Genomic DNA, 22,522 nt, shown 5'->3' with positions numbered 1-22,522 from the left:
GGTCAGGCTCTTCTAGAAACGGTAAGTGAGGTCGACGAGCAGGCGCAGATCGCGTTCGCGCTCACCGTCGTAAGGGCGGCTGATCAGGCTCAGGTTGGCGCCGGCTTCCAGGACATCGTTCCAGCGAAAGCGTTGGCCATAGCCCACCAGACCGATGCCACCGGTGGAATAATCCCGCTGGCTATACGTACCCGCACCGACCTGGAACTGCTGACTCCACTGGGTCTCGTAGCGGTGATAGAGCACATGGTTGATGTTGAGGACGGGCAACACGGTGAAATCCGACTTCGGGTTGAAGTACACCGTGTCTTCCTTGCTGTTGCGGCTGGCGCCGACTTCCAGGCCCAGGTCCACTTGCACTTTTGGCGAGCTGTAGAGGCCTTCGCGGCCGCTGAGCAAGGCTTCGACCCGGTCGTTGCCGTCGCTGAAATGGGACGGGCTGAGGGTCAGTTTCCATTCGCGGCTTTCGTTGGCGCGCCAGCGGATAAACCCGCTGCCGCCATTGGCCGTGACCCCGTCATTCAACGCGCGCAACGGCGTGGTGCTCAGCAGGTAGCCGAGGCTGCCGCCGTATTGCCAATTGTCGTTGATGTCGCGGGCAATCGAGATCGCGGCGCCTTGTTTGGAACCATCGCCGTAGGAATGGTTGGAAACCTCGGCTTCGATGGTCATGTCACGGGTACGCCGCTCTACCCCCACGCGCTGCCAACGGTGCTGGCCAGTGCCTTCGCTGAAGTCGGCGGTGGCATAGCCGGCGCCGGCGAACAGGCGCCAGTCTTCGTCGATGGGCGGGGTGTAGATCACACTTTCAATGCCCCAGTCACGGCTGCCGGACACCGCGCCGGCGTCTTGGTTGTTGCCGCCGCCGTAGCTTTTCCCGGTGTAGGCCTCGACCCGCAGCTCAGCCATGTCGTGCACATCCCGCAGGCGGCTGAGGCGTTGCACCTGGCGGCTGTCCGGGTTGCGGGCCAGCACGTCATCGGTCAGCACATCCATCTGCCGCCACTCTTGCAGGTCCATGGCGGTATAGGCCTGGGACACTTCCAGGCTGATATCTCGCGGCGCCTGGGCCTCGGTTTCCTTGAGGGCACTCTCGGACCGGCGCGGCCAATCCCGGGCCCGGTACATATTGGCTTGGGCCAGTTGAAGGCTGACGTTGCCCGGGGCTTTTCGCACCAGCGCTTCAAGGCCGGCTTCGCTGCCAGGCAGGTCATTGCTGTAGGTGCCCGCCTGGGCCGCCAGTTGCTGCGCGTCCATCCAGCTGTCGTTGGGGTTGCCGATGGGCAAGCCCTTGAGTTCTTCACGGGGGTTCTCGCTCTTGGCCAGATTGTCGGCGACGTCACGCGCATCCAGCGCTCTGTCGCTTTCCACCAGGGCATAGAACAGCGCCGTACTGTCTTCAACGCGGTCGGCCGGGTCAGCATCCGGCGCGGCCAGCGCCTGGCGATACAGCGGCTCGGCCTTTTCCGGCTCGCGCTGGTCAAGGTAAGAGGCGGCCACCCAACGCACGGCGTAGGTCGGCAATTGCACGCCTTCGCCTTTAAGGGTTTCGTATTCGCGAATCGCCTCGGCGGTGCGTGCCCGCGCCTTGAGTGCGCCCAGGCGGTCGATGCGCCAGCGCACCACGTCGTCGTGGGCAGTGGGGTCAGGGGTCCAGCGTGTGAGTAGCTTGTCGTAATCCTGGAGCGCACGGTCTGCGATGACGTAGCGCTCTTGTTCGGAGCGAGTGGCGAACTCGGCCATGCGCACGCGTTCAGCGGCAAGGTCGCCCTCCAGGCGACGCTGGGTTACCGCGTCGAGCAGGCCGGGGCGTTGGGCCGACAGGCGTAAGGCGGGTTCAGGCAGACGGGCCTTTTGCAGGGCGACGATGTACTCGCGGGCGACGTCAGGTTTGTCGCTGGCGCGGATAAAAGCCTGGTCGAACTCAAACAACGCGTCGTAATTCAGCCCCGCGCGAGCCAACGCGTAACCCAGGGCCATGCGTCGGGTGGGGTCGTCGGGTTTGGCGGCCACCAGCGCGCGAATGCGTTGCACGGCCTCACTGGCTTGGCCGCCGTCGGCCTGGGTCAGGGCCAGGCCCAGTTGCAGGTCGATATTGTTCGGTTCACGCAGCAGCGCTTGGCGATACACCGCTTCGGCCTGTGCCCACTGCCGCTGGTTGCGATAAGTGCGGGCGACGGTGGCCAATGCCTGGGTGGTCAGGTTGCGATGTTGCCCCTGAGCCTCATACACCTGCAGCACTTCGGCGTCCTGGCCGGCCCAACCGGCGATCACCAGGTGGTCGCTGACCTGGCCCGGCGTCTGGCGCTCGGAGGACAATTGACGCAGTTGGGTGAGGGCGGGGCTGAAGTTGCCGTTGCGCGCCTGGATGATCAGGGCGTCATAGGCCGGATCGGCCATGGCGAGGGTGGGCATCAGCAATTGGCTGCACAAGGCGACCCCGATGAGCAGTCGCAACCGGCCTGATGCACTGAGAGGGAGGTTTCGCAACATATCGTGAGCTTCCTTACACACGGAAAGCTTTAACGATAGGTGGTCCTGAGCGATTTGCTTCAGGTTGTCGGCGTCTTATGACCCGGCCTAGCTTTCCTGTCGCAACTATCGCCGAGGTGCGTACGAAAAAGGTCAATTCAGAACAATTGTTCAGAATTGCCATGCCCGGCGTAAATGTGAATGTGGGAGCGGACTTACCTGCGAAAAGGAGGTATCAACCGGCATCTACGCCGGCTGCTTGACTCCCTGCCGCGGGCACTCCCGCTCCCACACTGTTTATTTCAGGCTGGTGTAAAAAATACTTACTGCGCGCCGCTCATCGCGCCGACTTTTGCCATCACAAACCCGATGAATTGTTCGACGGTCATTTTCTGGCCGTTGAAGGTCACTTCATTGTTGGCGTAGTGCAGCTTGGACACCACGTCGCTGCCTACCAGGGTGGCGAGCTGAGTGCCAACCGCCATGCCGCTGACCATCTCGGACGCCATCTGGGATTGCTGCTCGATGGCTTGAGGATCGGTCACGCCACCCAACTGCGCCTGCAACGCGGAAACGTCGGCGATCATCGGCTTGGACAAGGTCAGGTTGGCATCCAGCTGCGAGACCATCTGCTTGCCCAGCTCAACCGGTGGCAGCTCCATGGAGGAAGGCTTGGCCAGGTCCAGCACCAGGTTGAATTTGCTTTCGCCATGGGTGGTTTTCAGGGACAGGTTTTCCAACGCGAGATGGGGCTTGGCGGCCAGTACCTGGTTGACGTTCGCCTCGGCCAGGGCCTGCTCGGCTTCGCTCAGTTGCAGCTCAGGTGTGGGTTGGCCCGCTGCGGCAGCGGCTTGCACCGGCTGCATCTTGTCCTGGTAGAGCTTGGTCAGCGCCAGCATGGCCGGGATGTCGACATTCTTCATGCTCAGGGCCATGGCCGCCGAGCCCACGGGTTTGCCCTGGTAACCGATCTCGTCGATCTTGTAGTCGACACGGCCGGCCAGGTTGTTGTCCTTGGTTTCGCTGGAGTCTTTCTGCTCGAAGCCTTTGACGGTCAGCACGGCTTTCTGCGGGCCGAAGGTGAACTTGCTGTCGGTCAGCTCAACGGTGTTTTGCCCGGTGTAGAAGCCAAAGGTGGATTTTTCCAGGTTGCTGGCGATGGTCAGGCCAGCCAGTTCGGCCTCGAAGGCGTCACCCTTGGCATCGACCGCTGCGATTTTGAGGCTGTTCATGAAGCCGTCGGCCTTGACCTTCTGGCCTTCGGCGGTGCTGTCGAAATTCATGTTGGCGCCGGAGAAGCTCACCGAAGACTTGTCGTCCTTGAACGCCAGGGGCAGCAATTCGATGTTGCCGTTGACCGAGCGGCTGTAGCCGATATTGGCCACGCCTTTAAGCGGCGACACGTCTTTGGCGGCGGCGAACCATTTCTCGGTGGTGGCGTTCTTTTCCAGTTCGTAGTGACTGGTGGCCATGACCGGCAGCCATTTGAGCGTGACCAGGCGCGAGATCGGCAGCGGGCCGTGTTCGATATGGTCGACGAAGAGCAATTCGGGGTTGGGGTTTTCTTCGCCAAACACCGAGCCTTGGCCCTTCAGGCGGTAGTGCGCGGTGCTGCTGAACACGCCACGCTCCAGGGACACCAGCTCCAGGGCCACGGTGCCGTCGACGCCAGCCATGGAGCGCTGCAGTTCCTTGTTGGCGTCCTGCACCGCCGTTTGCAGCACCGGCTCCAACTGTTTACCGGTGTACCAGGCGCCGCCTGCACTGACGACGCCAACGGCGACCACAAAACCCAAAAGAACGACTGCTGGCTTATTCATGAAGTGACCTGATCAAATCCTGTGAGAAGTGGGCTGTCTTCCTTGAACCCCGAGTGAGGTTGGCTCAAGCCCGCCGAAAAGCGGGGGGAAGATTAGCACTGGCGGCCGCGAACGGCCCAGCTTTTCAGAGGGGTAAGGTCGGCACTTGGTTCACGAGTACTCCAACTCGATTTCATCCAACTGGTGGTCAAAACTCCTCAGGCGCGCTGTCCAGGTGTACACCAGCACCTCGAATTCACGGTGAATCACCGCATTGCCGGGGGTGTCGGACTTGGGGTCGCAGAAGTCCAACTGATAGCGCTCCCGGGCCATCTGCGTGGCGACATCGGACAATTCCCGCGCGTTATTCAGCCAGTGCCTACCCTCGTCTACCTGCCGGTCGAGCAGCACGCATTGTTTCTTCAGGATTTCGAGGCTTTTTTCCAGAGGCGTGCCGGTGAGGTCCCCCATGACTTCCTGGAAAGTACGCCCGGGCTGCCAGTAGCTGCCCCAGAAATAGCGGTCGAACACGGTTTCGACACGGCGCAGGGCGACCTTGGTGTCCCAGATTGCAACCCGGGTCTTGCCCTGTTCGAGGAGCTTTTTTTTCACTCGTTGGTTCTGGTAGGACGCCCAGGCCACCACGCCGATGGACAAGGTGCCGATGACCAGGCAGGCACTGTCGAGAAACACCATGGCCTTGTCGAGTTGATGGGCGAGCATGACGCCGTAGAAATACGCGGCCGATAACAACACCAGTGCGAAAAGCACGCACCAGAAAGCGGGAGCATAAGGGTTTTTCATTATTGGAATCCCCATGAGCAAACGCGAGCAGTGTCAGGGGAGCGTCACCGCGCTCCACCTGACAAAGCATAGTCATTCGCTCAGGGTTTGCTGGCCTGTGAGGCTTGCGTTCGTCCGCTTTCCCAGCCGCCGCCCAAGGCCAGGAACAGATCGATCTGGCTCATGGCAACCTGGGTGTTCGCCGCCGCCAGTTGCGCGCGCATCGCGGTGTAGGTGCGGGTGGCTTGCAGGTCGGCGAGGAACGATTCGCGGCCGGCCTTGAAGAACCGGTGGGTCTGGTCCGCAGCCTCTTGGGCAGAGTGCTCGGCGTCAGCCAACGCCTCGCGCCGCTGCAAGACGGCGGTGTATTGCGCCAGGCCGGTCTGGGTTTCACGGATGGCGTTGAGCACCACGCCGTCGAAATGCGCCAGGGCGCCCTGGGTCGCGGCTTCGGCCTCGTGGATGCGCGCACGGGCGCCGTTGGTCGGCACCGTCCAGCTGATCATCGGGCCGAAGCCCCAGCGGTTGGTCGCGGGCTGGCCGAGGTTGTCGAGCAGGCCCACGGTGCCCACCGTGGCGCCGATGGCGATGTCCGGGTACAACGCGCCGGTGGCCACACCGATACGCGCGGTGGCGGCGGCCAGTTGGCGTTCGGCCTGGCGCACGTCGGGGCGACGCTTAAGCAGTGCCGCACCATCGCCCACCGGTAACAATTGAGCGATGTGCGGCAGCTGGGCGCAGGTGCCGGTACCCGCCGGCAGTTGGTCCACGGGCTTGGCCAGCAGCATCGACAGGCGGAACAGCCCGGCCTGGCGCGCCGCTTCGTAGCGCGGCATGTCGGCGCGCAAGGATTTGTACTCGGTTTGCGAACGGGTGACCTGGGTTTCATCGCCACGGCCCGCGTCGCGCAGGCGTTGGGTCAGCTGGGTGCTCTGGGCTTGCAGGTCCAGGGACTCGTTGGCAATCGCCAGCTCTTCGTTGGCCGCGCAGACCTGGGTGTAGGAGCGCACCACATCGGCCACCAGGGTGATGCGCGCAATATCCACGGCGGCCTGGGCCGCATCGGCGCTGGCCTGGGCGCTTTCGATGCCACGTTGCAAGGTGCCGAACAGATCGAATTGATACGAGGTGGTAATGCCTACGCTGCCGATGTTATCCACCGGCACTTTGTCCGCCTGCAAAAACGCTTCGCCGGATTCCTGCAGGCGCTGCACCTCGGCCTTGGCGCCGGCACTCCAGCCGCCGGCGGACTCAGCCTGTTGGGTCTGATAACGCGAACGCTGCAGGTTGGCGGCAGCCACGCGCAGGTCGGTGTTGGAGGCCATGGCCTGGCGCACCAACTCATCCAGGCGCGGGTCTTGGTACAGCTTCCACCAGTCCGCCGGCACCGGCGCCGACACCACGTTGTTGCCCTCCCCCAACAGTTGCCCTTGCAGGTCACCACGGTTGATGGCGGCCTTGTCCGGCAGTTGGTAATCCGGGCCGACCACCTGGCACGCCGACAGCAATACACCCAGCCCCGCGGTGGCCAACAGCGCCGCCGGTTTCATGGTTGTTCTCCCTGCTGCGCCTTGGCCGCGGGCTTGTCGCCGATGATCGACACCGTCGCCGTGCGCCCGGCGATCATGCGGAAGTCCGCCGGCACGTCATCGAACGCAATACGCACCGGAATCCGCTGGGCCAGGCGCACCCAGCTGAATGCCGGGTTGACGTTAGGCAGCAGGTTGGAGCCGCTGCTGCGGTCTCGGTCCTCGATCCCGGCAACAATGCTCTGCACGTGGCCGTGCAGGCGCGCGTTATCGCCGATCACGCGGATGTCGACGCCCATGCCGACGTGGATACCGTCGAGCTTGGTCTCTTCGAAATAGCCGTCGATATGGAACGAGTTACTGTCCACCACCGACAACACCGGGCGGCCGGCAGTGACGAACTCCTGGGTACGCGGCGCGCGGTCGTTGACGTAGCCGTCGACCGGGCTGCGGATCACCGAGCGGTCGAGGTTGAGTTGGGCCGAATCCACCGTGACTTGCGCCTCGGCCAGGGCCGATTGGGCACGGGCGACACGGGACTGGCTTTCTTCCAGCTGCTCGCTGGGCACCAGGTTGCCCAGGCCCCGGTTACGCTTGTACTCGCGCTGGGCCTGGGCCAGGGTTTCCTGGCGGTCGGCCACGGCAGCCTGGGCCTGGCGCAGCGCCAGCTTGAAACGGTCCTGGTCGACGGCGAACAGCACCTGGCCTTTGCTGACCAACTGGTTGTCACGCACGTCGACCCGCTGGATCAGCCCGGACACGTCCGGGGCGATCTGCACGATGTCGGCGCGGATGTGGCCGTCACGGGTCCAGGGGGCAAACATGTAGTACATGACCATGCGCCACACGACGACGACCGCAAAGGTCACGATCAATAACGTCAGGACTACACGGCCGATGGTCAAAAAAGGTTTTTTCATGTCATCAGGTATCGACTGAGTGAGTCCACCGCGCCCAGCAACAGCGCGTAGAGCCCCACATTGAATAATGCCCGGTGCCAGACCAGGCGATAAAAGTGAATGCGCGTCAGCAAACCGTGCACCACCAGGAACAACACGTAGGTAATGCCCATCAGCACCAGCAACGTGGGCAGGAACACCCCGCTGATATCCAGATCACCGATCATAGAGGCGCTCCATCGGGCAACGGAGCTTCCATCTCCGTGCCGCCAATAAATTCCACGCCGGGCAACAGCGCCAGGCGCAGGCCAGCCAGTGCATGCAACAGATGCAGGCGGGTGTCGTCTTCGTCTTGCAGGCCTTGCCCGTTGAGGGCACGACGTGTGCGGTCGAGGGTCATCAGCAGACCGCTGGGCGCGGGCAAGCGTTCACCCGCCTTGAGGCAGGCCTTGAAGTAACCACCCACGCCGTCCACCACCTGGTTGAGCAGCACCCGAGGCACGCCGAGGATGCGCGGCGAATAGGCCAGCAGGTCGAGCAGGTTCAGCGCCACGCGCAGATCACGCAGGGCGATGCCGGTGTCCTGGCCGATGATGGCCAGGCGCGGCAGGTGCTGCATCAGGCGGTCGAGCATTTGCGCGGCCAGGTAACGTTGCTCGTTCAGGGTCGAGGGCTCGGTCATGCCGACGATGTCGTTCCAGCTGAAACGGGTCAGGCGCTTGGCCGCCAGTTCGGCGCCGAAGGGCCGGGAAACCAGGGTCCATACAAAGGCGAACAGCAGGCCCACGGGCCCGGCCAGGTTGACGTTGGCGAAGTTGAGGAAGTCCGCGTCGTAGGCACCCTGGATGCTGATGAACGATGAGGTATTCACCAGCGTCAACAGCATGCCCAGGTAAAAACGTGGCTGTACCGTGAGTGTGCCGATGCAGATAAAGGGCACGGCGAACGCCAGCACCAGCATCGGGAAATCGTGCAGGTTGGGCAACACCAGGAACAGGTACAGGCTGGCGAACAGCACCGACATGGCGGTCCAGAAAAAGAACCGGTAGATCTGCGGTGCCGGGTCGTCCATCGAGGCGAAGAAGCTGCAGGCGACGGCGGCCAGGATCACCGCACTGCCGCCGTCGGTCCAGCCCAGCAGTATCCACAGCACCGAGGCGACGATGATCGCGGTCACAGTGGAGAACGCCGAATAGAGCATCAGCCCACGGTCGAGGAACGGCGTCAGCCGGCCCAGGCGCCAGTGGCGGTAGACGGCGCGCCAGGTGTCCTGGCTTTCACACTGGATGGCCGCTTGCAGGCTGCGACAGTCTTGCCACAGGTCGATCCACTCGCCCAGGCGGTACAGGGCGTTGGAAAACAGCAGCGTATGGCGGTCGTCCAGCGCTTCACCGTGGGGTTGCAGGGCGTCGACCTGGTCGCGCAGGGCGCGCCAGCGGTCCAACGGCGCGGACTCGGTGGTACTTAGCAACCATTGTTCCGTCGCCTCCAGCAACGGCGCGAGCGCGGCGAGAAACTCCGGCGCTCGGTGCTCGATGGCGTACAGCGCATCGTCGAGCGCATCCACCACCGGCAGCAGATGAATCATCCGCCCGCGCAGTTCCTTGGTGTTGCGTACCGTCTGCGGCCGCGCGCCTTCATGGGGCAACTGGCCGATCATCAATTCGAGGGTGTTGAAGGTGGCGACCATGCCACCGCGCAAAGTGCTGACTTCTTCCGGCGTTATGTTGCGGGTGAGAAAGCGCTGGCTGTAGACCTGCGCATCGCTGAACCACTTGGCGACCGAGCCATCGAACACCGGCATCAGGCGCCGGGGCCAGAACATCGCGCCGACCACCGCGGCGACCGCGATGCCGAGGAATATTTCCTCGGTGCGCGCTTCAGCCACGTCCCACACCGCGAGCGGGTTATCCACCAGCGGCAGGGCGATCAGCGGCAAGGTGTAGCCGGCCAGCATCAGCGCGTAGTTGTTGGCGGTACGCAGGTGCATGGAGAGAAACAACAAGGTGCCCGTCCACAAGGCAATCACCACCACCAGCAGGTAGGGTGACTGTACGAACATCGGCACGAACACCACCGCCGCCGCCGCGCCCATGAAGGTACCAATGGCACGGTAAAGCGCCTTGGAACTGGTGGGGCCGACAAACGGGCTGGAGACGATATACACCGTGGCCATTGCCCAATAGGGACGCGGCATTTGCATGAGCATGGCGATGTACAGCGCGATCATCGACGCCGCGAAAGTGCGTACGCCGTAGAACCAGTCCTTCGCCGGCGGCAGGCCGGTGAAAAAACCGCTCAAGATGTCACACCGGCAGGGTGTTGATGGGCCGCTTCAAAAGCACGCAGTACACGCAACGCAGCCTCCATGTCCGCAGGGGCAATCTCGGCCAGCACTTCGCGCCGCAGGCGCACCAGTTGCACCTCCACCGCCTGCACCAGCTCGCGACCGCGCTCGGTCAGGCTCAGGGCCTTGGCACGGCGATCGTGGACGTCTTCGGTGCGGCACACATAGCCGCTGCTGCACAACTGATCGAGCAGGCGCACCAGCGACGGGCTTTCCATCCCTGACGCCTGGGCCACTTTCACTTGGTGCACACCATCGCCCAGGCGACCGATCATCAGCAACGGCACGGCGCAGGCTTCTGAAATACCGTAGCTCACCAGCGTGTTCTGGCAGATTTTGCGCCAGTTACGGGCGCCCACCACCATGCTGCTGCTGAGGTTCATCTGGAGTTGTTCGAGGGATTGAGGCACTGGATAGTTCGCACACTGTTAGTTTGCTAACTATCAATATGGCGGAGAGATCAAATTGCGTCAAGTTTTGAAACAATTTAGCGGATAGGTGGTGGGAGGGTTGGATGTTCAGCAATCGCATAAGCCATGTGGGAGGGGGATTGCCCCCCTCCCACATTTGGATCGGTGTCGGCTTCAGACAACTTTCAAAAGATTTTTTTACCCTCCTCGCCCACTCCGCAACATCAGATTCAACTCATCCACCACTTCCGCCCAATCCGCGTCCTCGCAGATTTCATCGCGCAAAAACGCTCTCTGGCTGTCCGTCCAAAAAAACGCATCCGCCAGATGCAGCTCCGGCTTAAGCGGTGAATGAGCCGCCACAAACTGTTCGATACTGACCCGGTCATCGGCCAGCCCAAGCTGTTTGAACAGTGACGGCAAGCTGTGCACAGGCGATTCCATGGCGGGCTCCTAAGAAGACAATTCCCCAGAGTCTAGTTCAGGCGCCAGCCAGGCCAACAACCGTTCGACGCTCTGTTGTGTCGACAGCACGCCGGTGTCCAGTACCAGCGAAGCGTGGGGCGGTGGCTCGTAGGGCGAACCAATGCCGGTAAACCCCGGTAGCTCACCCCTGCGGGCGCGGGCGTAATGACCTTTGGGGTCGCGCCGCTCACAAACCGCCAGCGAGGCACTGCACCACACTTCCCGATAATCGGCCCCCAGGCGTTGGGCGAAGACCGCGCGCAATTGCACCAGGGGCGCAATCATCGCCAGGATCACGATTTGCCCGTTGTCCACCAGCAGCGCCGCCAGTTCGCTGGCGCGGCGGATGTTTTCCAGACGGTCGCCGTCGGCAAAGCCCAGGTCTTTGTTGAGCCCGACGCGCAAGGCGTCGCCGTCGAGCACGATGCTCTGGCGGCCTTGTTCGAAGAACGCGGCCTGGAGGCCCTGGGCCAGGGTCGACTTGCCCGAGGCGGGCAGGCCGGTGAGCAGGATCGCCACACCCCGATGGCCATTGCGCGCCTCGCGTTGACGGCGGGTGATGCTCGCCGTGGGCGCTACCAGGTTATTGGGCGACGGCACGCGGCACCGGTACGCTGATGTTGCCGGCGGCCCAGGCCGATTCACGGCTGGCCAGGGCGGTGGCGATGCTTTGCACGCGGTCGGAGTCCAGTTGCTCCGGCAGCGGGTCGAGACCGGCGCTGGCGAAGATCTGGCCGTAGGCGTTGCGCAGGTCGGCGTAAGCCAGGTCGCGGCGCAGGTCGGCTTGCAAGGTACTGAGCTCGCCCTGGATCAGGTCGAGTTCGCCCAGGCCAGCCGCTTCGTGTCGATTGCGCAGCTGGGTGAGGATTTGCCCGTCAATATTGGCCAGTTGCTCGCTGGTCTTGAACTGGCGCACGGCGTCCTGGAAGTTGGCGTTGGCCACATAGATCTGCGCCAGCACCGCGATAGACATGGCCTGGCGCCTTGCGGTGGCGACTTCTTCACCGGCCTTGGCCACGTCGATGGCGGCGGGCGCGGACATCACGTTAAACAGGTTCCAGGTGATTTTGGCGCCGTAGTCGGCCCAGCGATTGTCCACCAGGAACGAGTTGCTGTCGTAGTGGCCACCGGCGGAGAACTCCAGGCCCGGCAGCAGGCGCAACATGGCCTTGCGGGTTTCGGCGGCGCTGATGCGGCTCTGGTAATCCTGCTCGCGCAATTCCGGCCGATTGGCCAGGGCTTCCTGTTCCAGGCTGGCCAGGTTGACCTTGAGCTGGGGCACGGTGTAGTCGTCCGGCGTGGCCAGCCTCAACTCAGTCCCCATGGGCAAGTTGATCAGGGTCGCCAGCTCGGTCTTGGCCAGGGACAAGGCACGGCGCTGTTCCTGTAATTGGCGTGTGGCTTCGATCAGCGAGCGTTGGTAGCCAAGGGCCTGGACCGGGTCGCCGATGCGCTGCTCGCTCATGCTTTGGCTATCGACCTGGGCTTTGTCGACCCGCGCCATCAGGCTATCGATCTGGGTCAGCAAGCGCTCGGCCGCCACGGCTCGCCAATAGGCCGAGCGCACGTCCTGGACGATGGTGTTGATGACCTTGCGCCGACGTTCCTGGATGATCAGGCGCTGGTCACCTTGCTGCTTGGCGCTGATGTAGCTGACACCAAAGTCGAGTACGTTCCACACCATGGTCAGGTCCGCCACGCGACGATCGCGGTCCTGGGAGGTCGACGGCTCCAGGGACTGGGTACCGGTGAGCACGCTCTGGCTGCTGGAAGCGTTGGTGTTATTGCGTCCGGCATAGCCTGCGGACAAGGCCATGCGCGGCAGCATGTCGAAGCTGGAGAGATCCGATTGGCGTTTGGCCAGGGCCTCTTCCATCACCTTCAAACGACCTTCGAGGTTGTATTTGACGGCGCGGGCCATGGCCTGGTGCAGCGTCAACGCGCCGCTCAACGGCTCCTGATCCTTGTACATGCCGTGCAGGTCGTTGCGGGCTCGCTGCTCGCTGACACTGCGCTCAATCGGTTCGCTGGTGACTGCACAACCGCTGATCGCCAGCGCCAGCACACTGGCACCGAACAACATATGACGTGTCTTCATCCTTGTAATGCCCCTGTTACTACGCCTGGAGTTAAGTGTGTTCAAGCCTGCATTTCGCTGATGCCGACTTGTTGCAGTGCGTGCGCCAGGTCCATCACTTGGCGCTGTTCTGTGTCTTTGAGCAGCTGCAATTGCTGGCCGAGGCTCGGCGCGCCAAACATGCCGCGCGCCCCCTGGACCGGATCGCCCGGGCCTTTGATCGATTGGTTGTCGGACGCCTTGAGGGGGCTATCGTCACCGTGGGTTTCGCGATTGAACAGGCTCGACAAGGTGCTTGAACCAAACACCCCGCCATCGCCGCCGCCCAAGCCCAAAAAGCCGCTGGCGCTGCTGTCACCGGCCCTATCGGTGCCGAATACCTGGGCGATATAGCTGGGAGCCAAGGCACCGTTGCGCAGAAAGATGCTGCCCACCGGCGGCAAGCCCGCCCCCAGCTCACGTTGCTCGAACAACGGCGGGAAGCCGATGGGTGAACCGAGGACGCCCGTCGGCCGGCCAAACACGATCGGTTGCAAGGGTGGGTTCGGTGCGTCTTGAGGCGGTGCCGGATCGGTGACGCGGAACAATGGGTCGCCGGTCAGCGCTACCGTGTTGATCGCATAATTGTTGGAGTTGGCATAGCCGCTGCCCGCGTTGCCCGACAGGTCATTCACCAAGCGGTTATCGAGGGTGATGAAATTGCTCGGGTCATTGAGGTTGGCCGTTGGCGTCAAGGTCGCAGTCCAGGTCTTGCCACCGTCACCGGTGACCAGGTTGGACAAGCTGCCGTTGGCCACGCTCAGGGCATCCAGATTAAAGCCGCTGACTTTCTCGCTGAAGGTGAACGTCACGGTAGTCGTCTGGCCGACGGTCAAGTTCGGGTTGGCGATACTGATGGTCGCGGTAGGGCGCTCGCCATCGATCGCGTAGTTATTCGAGATCGCGATGCCGGTGCCAACGTTACCCGCCGTGTCGTTAACCTGGCCGGCATCCAGCACGATCAGGTTGGTCGCATCGGTGATGGCGGCGGTCGGCGTCAGGGTCGCGGTCCAGGTTTTGCCGCCATCATTGCTCGCCAGGTTGGATAGCACGGCATTGGCGACACTCAGGTCCGAAAGATCAAACCCGGTGACGGCCTCGCTGAAGGTGATGGTCACCAGCGAAGTGGCACCGATGTTCAGGCTGTCGTTGGTAACGACTATGGTTGCCGTCGGCCGCTGGGTATCGATGGCGTAGTTGTTGGAATCGGTGCTGCCGCTGCCGGTATTGCCCGAGCCGTTCTGAACGCCGCTGTTGTCGAGGGTAATCAGGTTGGTGGCGTCGGTGACGTTGCTGGTCGGCGTGAAAGTCGCCGTCCAGGTAACACCGCCGTCGCTGCTGCTCACAGTCGTCAAGGTGCCGTTGGCAATCGTCAGGTCGGCGTTGGTGAAGCCGCTGACCGCTTCGCTGAACGTGATGGTGACCAATGAGGTCTCGCCGATATTTAACGCATTGTCCGCCACCACGATGGTCGCGGTTGGGCGTACGGTGTCGACGGTGAAATTGACCGAGTTGGTGGTGCCTGTGCCGACGTTACCTGCCAGGTCGGCGATGCCCGTGTTGTTCAGGGTGATCAGGTTGGTGGTGTCCTTGATACCAGCGGTCGGAGTAAAGGTGGCGGTCCAGGTCACACCCCCATCGGCACTGCTCACCGCCGTGAGGGTGCCATTGGGCACGTTCAGGTCACTGTTGGTGAAACCGGTGACCGCCTCGCTGAACGTGATGGTCACCAGTGACGTTTCACCGGCGACCAACGCCGTATCAGCGAGCACGATGGTCGCGGTCGGCCGCTGGCTGTCGACGGCGTAGTTGTTCGAGTCGGTCGTACCGCTGCCGGCATTGCCCGCCAAATCGGTGACGCCGGTGTTATCCAAGGTGATGACGTTGTTTGCATGAGTCACCCCGTTCACAGGGGTCAGCGTCGCGGTCCAGGTGATGCCACCATCGTTGCTGCTCACCGCGCTCAATGTGCCGTTGGCAATCGTCAGGTCGGCATTGGTAAAGCCGCTGACCGCCTCGCTGAAGGTGATGGTCACCAGTGAGGTCTGGCCGATGCCGAGGGCTGAATCGGTAACCACAAGGGTGGCGGTTGGGCGCTGGGTATCGATGGCGTAGTTGTTCGAATCCGTGGTGCCCGTACCGACGTTACCGGCCAGGTCGTTGACGCCCGTGTTGTTCAGCGTGATGAGGTTGGTGGCGTCGGTGACGTTGCTGGTCGGCGTGAAAGTCGCCGTCCAGGTGATACCGCCGTCGTTGCTGCTCACCGCGCTCAACGTACCGTTGGCGACGCTCAGGTCGGCGTTGGTGAAACCGCTGACCGCTTCGCTGAACGTGATGGTCACCAGGGACGTGCCGCCGATGTTCAGCGCCGGGTCGGCAACGACGATGGTCGCGGTCGGCTGCGCGGTATCGATGGTGTAGTTGTTGGAGTCGGTCGTACCGCTGCCGGCGTTGCCCGCCAGGTCGGCGATGCCGGTGTTGTTCAAGGTGATGAGGTTGGTGGCGTCGGCGATGCTGGCACTCGGGGTGAACGTGCCTGTCCAGGTGATACCACCATCGTTGCTGGTCACCGCGCTCAACGTACCGTTGGGGACGCTCAGGTCGGCATTGGTGAAGCCGCTGACCGCTTCACTGAAGGTGATGGTGACCAGTGACGTGCCGCCGATGTTCAGCACCGGGTCGGCGACGACGATGGTCGCAGTGGGCCGCACGGTATCGATGGCGTAGTTGTTCGAGTCGGTGGTACCCGTGCCGGCATTGCCCGCCAGGTCGGCAATGCCGGTGTTATCCAGAGTGATGAGGTTGGTGGTGTCGGTGAGGCTGGCGCTCGGGGTGAACGTGCCTGTCCAGGTGATACCGCCATCGTTGCTGCTCACCGCGCTCAACGTGCCGTTGGCAATCGTCAGGTCGGCATTGGTGAAGCCGCTGACCGCTTCGCTGAAGGTGATGGTGACCAGGGAAGTGCCGCCGATGTTCAGCGCCGGGTCGGCGACGACAATGGTCGCGGTGGGCCGTACGGTATCGATGGCGTAGTTGTTGGAATCGGTCGTACCGCTGCCGGCATTGCCCGCCAGGTCGGCGATCCCGGTGTTGTTCAAGGTGATGAGGTTGGTGGCGTCGGTGAGGCTGGCGCTCGGGGTGAACGTGCCTGTCCAGGTAATACCGCCATCGTTGCTGGTCACCGCGCTCAACGTACCGTTGGCGACGCTCAGGTCGGCGTTGGTAAAGCCGGTGACTGCTTCGCTGAACGTGAATGTCACCAGCGACGTTTCGCCGATTTTCAGCGCCGGGTCGGCGACGACGATGGTCGCGGTGGGCCGTGCGGTATCGATGGTGTAGTTGTTGGAGTCGGTCGTACCGCTGCCGGCGTTGCCCGCCAAGTCGGCGATGCCGGTGTTGTTCAAGGTGATGAGGTTGGTGGTGTCGGTGATGCTGGCGCTCGGGGTGAATGTGCCTGTCCAGGTGATACCGCCATCGTTACTGGTCACCGCGCTCAACGTACCGTTGGCGACGCTCAGGTCGGCGTTGGTAAAGCCGGTGACTGCTTCGCTGAACGTGAATGTCACCAGCGACGTGCCGCCGATGCTCAGCACAGGGTCGGCGACGACGATGGTCGCGGTGGGCCGCACGGTATCGATGGCGTAGTTGTTAGAGTCGGTCGTACCGCTGCCGGCATTACCCGCCAGGTCGGCGATGCCGGTGTTATCCAGGGTGATGAGGTTGGTGGTGTCGGTGAGGCTGGCGCTCGGGGTGAATGTGCCTGTCCAGGTGATACCGCCATCGTTACTGGTCACCGCGCTCAATGTGCCGTTGGCAATCGTCAGGTCGGCATTGGTGAAGCCGGTGACCGCTTCGCTGAAGGTGAATGTCACCAGCGACGTCTCGCCGATTTTCAGCGCCGAGTCGGCAACGACGATGGTCGCGGTCGGCCGCGCGGTATCGATGGCGTAGTTGTTGGAATCGGTCGTACCGCTGCCGGCATTGCCCGCCATGTCGGCGATGCCGGTGTTATCCAGGGTGATGAGGTTGGTGGCGTCGGTGAGGCTGGCGCTCGGGGTGAATGTGCCTGTCCAGGTGATACCGCCATCGTTGCTGGTCACCGCGCTCAACGTACCGTTGGCGACGCTCAGGTCGGCGTTGGTAAAGCCGGTGACCGCTTCGCTGAACGTGAATGTCACCAGCGACGTGTCGCCGATTTTCAGCGCAGGGTTGGCAACGACGATGGTCGCAGTCGGCCGCGCGGTATCGATGGTGTAGTTGTTGGAGTCGGTCGTACCGCTGCCGGCGTTGCCCGCCAGGTCGGCGATGCCGGCGTTGTTCAAGGTGATGAGGTTGGTGGCGTCGGTGATGCTGGCGCTCGGGGTGAACGTGCCTGTCCAGGTGATACCGCCATCGTTGCTGGTCACCGATGTCAGGGTACCGTTGGCAATCGTCAGGTCGGCATTGGTGAAGCCGGTGACCGCTTCGCTGAACGTGATGGTGACCAGGGAAGTACCGCCGATGTTCAGCGCAGGGTTGGCTATTACCACGCTTGCGGTCGGGCGCACGGTGTCGATGGTGTAGTTATTGGACGTGGTAGTACCGGTGCCCACGTTGGTCGAGGTGTCGGTGTAGAGCGTGTTGTCCAGGGTAATGACGTTGGTGCCGCTGGTGACGCCAGCCGTCGGCGTGAAGGTGGCGGTCCAGTGGATGTTATCGCTGGTGGTCAGGCTGCTCAGGGTGCCGTTGGAGGCCGTCATGTCGGCCAGGCTGAATCCGGTCACCGCTTCGCTGAAGGTGATGTTCACCACGGAGGAGCCACCGAGGTTCAGCCCGGGGCTGGCCACGGCGACTGTCGCCGTCGGCCGTACCGTATCGACGGCGTAGTTATTGGAGGTGGAGGTACCGCTGCCCGCCAGACCATTCGACACGCCGGTGACACCGGTATTGTCCAGCACGATATGGTTGCTCGCGCTGGTCACGCTCGCATCTGGGGTGAACGTCGCCGTCCAGGTGAGGCCGCCATCATTGGAGATGACGCTGCTCAAGGTGCCGTTGGAGACCGTCAGGTCGGCGTTGGTGAAACCGGTGACGGCCAGGTTGAAGGTAATGGTCACCTGCGAAGTGCTGCCAATGTGCTGGGCCGCGTTCGCCACTACGATGGTCGCGGACGGCGTCGGTGCGTAGGCGGTGTTCACTGTACCGCCGTCGTTGAAGATATTGTTCACGGCAGCCACGGAGGCACCCGTGCTGCCTCCACCCAACGCCGGGCCACCGGAACCGCTGCCACCGACGTTGCCGCTCATGGCCGCAAAGTTGGCGGCCGTCATCAACAGCGTGCCTTTGTTCCAGATCGCACCAACGCCTTTGCCCGCCGCGCCGCCCGAGTCTGCTGACCCCCCCAGGCCACCGCCACCACCGCCACCTCCGCCGGCCGCGATGTTATTGGAGATCACCGAAGTGCCGACGACCGTCAGGGTGCCGGAGCTGGCGTTGTAGATACCGCCACTGGCCGAAGCCCCTGCCCGGCCAGGCTTGTCCCACCCGGAACCGCCACCGCCGCCGCCAATGGAAATAGTGCCGTTGTTTGCGGTGCCGCCGGCACCGCCATTGCTGTAGTTGGCTGCCCCCACGCCACCCGCGCCGCCGCTGCTGCTGCCACCACGGCCGCCCATATAGTTCGGGTTGTAGCCGCCACCATTGCCACCGGTGTTGGCGCTACCGGACGTCCCACCATAAACGCCGGTACCGAAGCCCGAAGTGCCGCCATGGCCGCCGGCCTGGCCGCCAAGAGCACCGCCGCCGCCGCCACCACCACCCACCGCGCCGCCAACGTAGGGCGCGGTGACCCCACCGCCCCCGCCACCGCCCGAGGCCGCGTTGCTGGTCACCCTGACATTGTTCAAGGTCAGGTTGCCGAGGTTGACAATACCGCCGCCCATTGCCGCCGTGCCGTCGACACCCGCCGCTGCGCCATTCCCCGCCGCCAGGCCTTGGGTGATGACCAAGCCATCCAGCGTCGCCGTCACACCGCTGCCCACCCTCAGCACCTGAGTCTTGTACTGCCCGCTGAGGGTCACATCCGCCACACCGTCGTGGTTCAGATCACCGGCGATGGTGACGTTTTTGCTGATGACCAATTGCGAGTTGAGGTTAACCGTCATGGTGGTACTGAACGTGACGGTATCGCCGGACACCGAATCGCTCAGAGCCTGGCGCAATGAGCCGACGCCACTGTCACCGTTGTTGACCACCGTGATCGTGGCCAACCCGTACTGGTACGCCGACATCGCCTGGTACGACAACGCGGTATGGCTCTCGATGGAGCCGGTGGCAATTTCCAACGTCCAATCGCCACCCTCGCCGGTGCGGTTGCTGGACGCGGCAATATCACGGCCGGTCAATTGCGCCAGGGAGTCGACGAAGTTGAGCCCTTTGCTGTCCCCTGCCGTGTTGCACGCGTAGATCAGAATGTCGCCGCCCACATTCATGTCCTGGCCGATCTGCGCCAGCACTTCGCTGCGGGCCGCGATGTTGTCGGCCGACAAATAGGTGCTGCCCAGCCACAAATCGCCGGTGTTGCCGTGGGCGAGGATCTGCACCGAGCTCACGCCCTGGTGGCTGCCCAGATAATCGGCAATCTGCTGCAGACCGTCTTTGCTGGCATCCAGCTGCACCACCTCGGTGCCGGGGGCGACGCCCTTGAGCAAGTTGGCGGAGTCTTTGACCCGGGCGTCGACGAACACTACGGTCTGCCCCGGAACGGCAACCGGCGCCGGTGTGGCCGGCGCGTCGGTTTGCCCATGGGTGTCTTTGCTGGCGGTGGCGTGCTCGGTCGTCGGCGCCTTGGCGGCCGCGTCGGCAGTGGCATGGCTGTCCGCCTGGGCGGCATCGGCCACAGTGGCGGCCACCGCGCCGTCAAACAACATGCGCGGTTCCAGGAACATGATCATCGGCGTCGCCAGGGGGTTGGCGCCTGTTGTTGTCTGCCGTGCCTTACCTTTGCTCCACCACATGCTGCTCACCCGTTTGTCGAATGCTGATACCCGCAATGAAAAAAACCGCGATCAGCCGATCGCGGCATCGGCTTTGGTGCGAATTACATTGGCGGCGCTCAGGCTGCCATCCCGCCAGAAATCCATATGCGCAAACTGCTCGAAGAGGTCCGGCGGCAGGATCGTACGCCGAGGCTGCAAAGCGACCTTGGGCTTGACCCGATGCAACCCGCTGACGCCCAGAGCCTCGTCGAAGTCCGGCGCGTCATAGCTGAGGTTGTCGAAGTCATGCTCGAACCACGGCTGCTCAATAAATTCGTAGACCAGCCGCATCACGCGCTCGGGCGCCTGGGATAGCAGGTCGTAGTCGACGATCAACATGGACCCGGCGTTTTCACCGTAGTACGCCTCTTTGAGGGCCGACCAGGCATAGCCCACGAGGCGATTGCGCTGGCCCAGGGTTTCGACACGGCTGTATACGGTGTTGCGCTCGATGTCGTCGTTGAACAGCTTGGTGTTCTCGAACGGATTGGCGCGATAGAGGCGTTCCAGGCTGTCCATGATCCACGCCACGTTGCGCACACAGGCAATGACCTTGGCCTGGGGAAACAGGTCATGCAGGGCGGGCATGCGCGCGCACCACTGGCGGTTGGTGTCGAACACCACCGGGGTGGAGGGTTTGTCGCCGTAATAAGCATCGAACAAGCCGCGCAACAGGCGGCGGCGGGTGTCCGGATCAATGACCGAGCCAAACTCGCTGCCGGCGCTGCACTGCGCCAGCACACCATTGAACAACGACCCTATGGGACTGCTCATGCCGGCGCGAAAGCGTGGGTTCTGCAACAGGATTGCAGAGAGCAAGGTCGAGCCGGAACGCGGCAGACCGGAGATAAAGTGATACTGCAATCCTTTCACCACTTTGTAGGACAAATCCATTTATGGTGGAAGCGTAGTAGAGGATTGCAGGGTCAACTAGTGTTCATTTGCCACTATTTCGGCATTTTCTCAATGCCAATTCGCGATTAGCGACAGCCCTCCGGCTGCGAAGGCTCTGGCCCGCGGCAAAGCACGAACAGTCGTGCCCTGGCTCCACCGCCATCCTGGCGCAAAAGTTCGCGCCAATCGGTGGGAATCGGCGCAAAATCGTCCGGCAAATCAGTGCTGCTGATCAGCCAGACGCGGCGCGTATCCGCCGGTAAAACCGACAGACTATCGAGGTAGATACGCCCGCCGTCCTGGTCCACCAGCGTACCGAAGCCATACGCGTTAGGCCGGGTCGACGTGCCATCCGGTTTGGGCGGGGTATAGAGCTGCAATTGGGCGTCAGTCTGGTCGTAATACACGTAGCTCAAGTACCACAGCATGTCGCTAAGGACGATGCGGTCGCCTTCCTGATAGTTACGGTTGACGAACTCCACCGGCACGTTGAAATTATCGCGGTCGTCCACGGTTGCATTGCTCTTCAGCCCCAGCAGTTCCACGCTGATAAACAGCACCAGGAACGCGGCGCCCCAGCGTGACAGGCGTTTGGGCAGGCGGTCGATGGCCAGGGCCACCATGATCGGCAAGCCAAGGGCATACGCCGTGAGGTAGCGCTCGATGAACACCGGGGAAATAAACGATACCGCATACACCAGCAACAGCGGCAGCAGGAAGAATAGCGCCAGCAGGCCGGCCGGCCGATGGGCTTCGCGATCACGCCAGGCGGTCACCCCCACGACGGCGATCAGTAGCAGCGGGAACGACCAGAACAATGGTGTCCAGAAACCGATGCCCTCGTCCTGGAGCATGAACTGCCAGATCATCGACGGGACGGAGATCAGCGTGACCGGGTCTTCCCAGCCGATATCCCCCCCGGTCTTGAGCTGTTCGACGTGCTGCACCAGGTCCACCAGGTTGGGCAACCAGGGCAAGTACAGCACCACAATCAGGACATTGGCGCACCACCACGCTGGGCGCAGGAGCAACCGTCGGCCAGGTGCCTGGGACGAGTACAACAACCCCAGGTAGGCCCAATGCACCATTACACACAAGGCCATGAAGTAATGGGTATAGAAACCGGCCGCCATCAGCAGCACATAGGCCGCCAGGTAGCGCGTGCGCTCGGGGCGGCGTACCCAATACACCAGCGCCAGCGTCGCAGCCAGCAGCCACACGGCCAGCAGCGAGTACATACGCACTTCCTGGCTGTATCGCACGGCAGTGGGGTACAGCGCCAGCAGCACACCCGCCAGCACGGCGGCACGATAGGTGGACAGTAGCCGCGTCAGCCAGATACCCAGGCCCACCGCGACCACGCCGGGAATCGCGCTCATGCCGCGAATCGACCAGATGCCGTCGCCAAACAGGCCGATCCAGCCGCGCAGCATGAAAAAATACAACGGGGGGTGCACATCATGGGCCGCGTGGAACCACAGGTCGTCCACCGCGTATTCGCTGAGCAGCAGGCTCGAACCTTCGTCACCCCAGATCGCCGCTGCTGTCAGGCCATAAAAACGTACGGCCATGGCCAGCGCCAGAATCGGCACCCACCATAGCCGGCTGAGCCAACCGGCACCCGCCCAGGCAGCCGAGAGGCGACTGACTGCGGGAAAAAACCCAACTTTGTCGTCTTGTTCTACCACGGACCGTCGCACCTCAATTCCTCTGAAACTGCCTCTTTTCAAGGCAAACCCTGCGCATGCGCAAACAAGCGCCACTCTAGGACAAAAGCCTCGGTTTCGCTTGC

Annotated in this window: 14 protein-coding genes; all 14 read right to left on the bottom strand. The window is 62.8% G+C overall.

From position 1 onward, the window contains the following. Positions 1-12 precede the first annotated feature (12 nt). The 14 genes from pgaA to AB7933_RS02160 all read right to left on the bottom strand — a co-directional run bounded on the left by pgaA (position 13) and on the right by AB7933_RS02160 (position 22,430). The gene (gene pgaA / locus AB7933_RS02225; RefSeq protein ID WP_024072694.1) at positions 13-2,493 is read right to left on the bottom strand and encodes a poly-beta-1,6 N-acetyl-D-glucosamine export porin PgaA; all 2,481 of its coding nucleotides are present in this window, start codon (positions 2,491-2,493) and stop codon (positions 13-15) included. A 302-nt stretch (positions 2,494-2,795) separates the two neighbouring features. Further along, positions 2,796-4,292, bottom strand: a complete 1,497-nt coding sequence (locus AB7933_RS02220) for a YdgA family protein (protein WP_024072693.1) — start codon at positions 4,290-4,292, stop codon at positions 2,796-2,798. A gap of 150 nt (positions 4,293-4,442) precedes the next feature. Then, positions 4,443-5,075, bottom strand: coding sequence for a hypothetical protein (locus AB7933_RS02215; RefSeq protein WP_041160811.1), 633 nt, complete (start codon positions 5,073-5,075; stop codon positions 4,443-4,445). A gap of 80 nt (positions 5,076-5,155) precedes the next feature. Continuing rightward, positions 5,156-6,604, bottom strand: coding sequence for an efflux transporter outer membrane subunit (locus tag AB7933_RS02210; protein WP_024072691.1), 1,449 nt, complete (start codon positions 6,602-6,604; stop codon positions 5,156-5,158). Continuing rightward, positions 6,601-7,503, bottom strand: coding sequence for an efflux RND transporter periplasmic adaptor subunit (locus AB7933_RS02205; RefSeq protein ID WP_024072690.1), 903 nt, complete (start codon positions 7,501-7,503; stop codon positions 6,601-6,603). The genes AB7933_RS02210 and AB7933_RS02205 overlap by 4 nt, the downstream gene beginning before the upstream one ends. Further along, a complete protein-coding gene (locus tag AB7933_RS02200) occupies positions 7,500-7,709 on the bottom strand; it encodes a DUF1656 domain-containing protein (protein WP_016969155.1) in 210 nt (69 codons plus the stop codon). Before AB7933_RS02200 ends, AB7933_RS02205 begins: the two co-directional genes overlap by 4 nt. After that, positions 7,706-9,784 carry an FUSC family protein gene (locus tag AB7933_RS02195; protein WP_024072689.1) on the bottom strand — a complete coding sequence of 693 codons (2,079 nt, stop codon included), beginning with the start codon at positions 9,782-9,784 and terminating at the stop codon, positions 7,706-7,708. The genes AB7933_RS02200 and AB7933_RS02195 overlap by 4 nt, the downstream gene beginning before the upstream one ends. Further along, on the bottom strand, positions 9,781-10,212 hold the full coding sequence (locus AB7933_RS02190; protein WP_024072688.1) for a MarR family winged helix-turn-helix transcriptional regulator: 432 nt from the start codon (positions 10,210-10,212) through the stop codon (positions 9,781-9,783). The genes AB7933_RS02195 and AB7933_RS02190 overlap by 4 nt, the downstream gene beginning before the upstream one ends. A gap of 225 nt (positions 10,213-10,437) precedes the next feature. Next, the gene (locus tag AB7933_RS02185) at positions 10,438-10,683 is read right to left on the bottom strand and encodes a DUF2789 domain-containing protein (protein ID WP_024072687.1); all 246 of its coding nucleotides are present in this window, start codon (positions 10,681-10,683) and stop codon (positions 10,438-10,440) included. Between the two features lie 9 nt (positions 10,684-10,692). Beyond that, positions 10,693-11,304, bottom strand: a complete 612-nt coding sequence (gene cysC / locus AB7933_RS02180) for an adenylyl-sulfate kinase (RefSeq protein ID WP_024072686.1) — start codon at positions 11,302-11,304, stop codon at positions 10,693-10,695. Continuing rightward, positions 11,288-12,802 carry a TolC family protein gene (locus tag AB7933_RS02175; protein WP_041160810.1) on the bottom strand — a complete coding sequence of 505 codons (1,515 nt, stop codon included), beginning with the start codon at positions 12,800-12,802 and terminating at the stop codon, positions 11,288-11,290. The genes cysC and AB7933_RS02175 overlap by 17 nt, the downstream gene beginning before the upstream one ends. 41 nt (positions 12,803-12,843) lie before the next feature. Further along, on the bottom strand, positions 12,844-19,815 hold the full coding sequence (locus AB7933_RS02170) for an Ig-like domain-containing protein (protein ID WP_041160809.1): 6,972 nt from the start codon (positions 19,813-19,815) through the stop codon (positions 12,844-12,846). 51 nt (positions 19,816-19,866) lie between these two features. After that, entirely contained in the window at positions 19,867-20,730 is an 864-nt protein-coding gene (locus AB7933_RS02165; RefSeq protein ID WP_024072683.1) for a sulfotransferase family protein, read from the bottom strand. Positions 20,731-20,816: 86 nt separating this feature from the next. After that, positions 20,817-22,430 (bottom strand): glycosyltransferase family 39 protein, encoded by a 1,614-nt coding sequence (locus AB7933_RS02160; protein WP_041160808.1) that lies wholly within the window; start codon positions 22,428-22,430, stop codon positions 20,817-20,819. Between the last annotated feature and the right edge of the window lie 92 nt (positions 22,431-22,522).

Source organism: Pseudomonas gorinensis (assembly GCF_042015035.1).
Lineage (GTDB): Bacteria > Pseudomonadota > Gammaproteobacteria > Pseudomonadales > Pseudomonadaceae > Aquipseudomonas > Aquipseudomonas gorinensis.
Note: the sequence above shows the minus strand (reverse complement) of the source record. Positions and strands in the feature narration are given on the sequence as shown.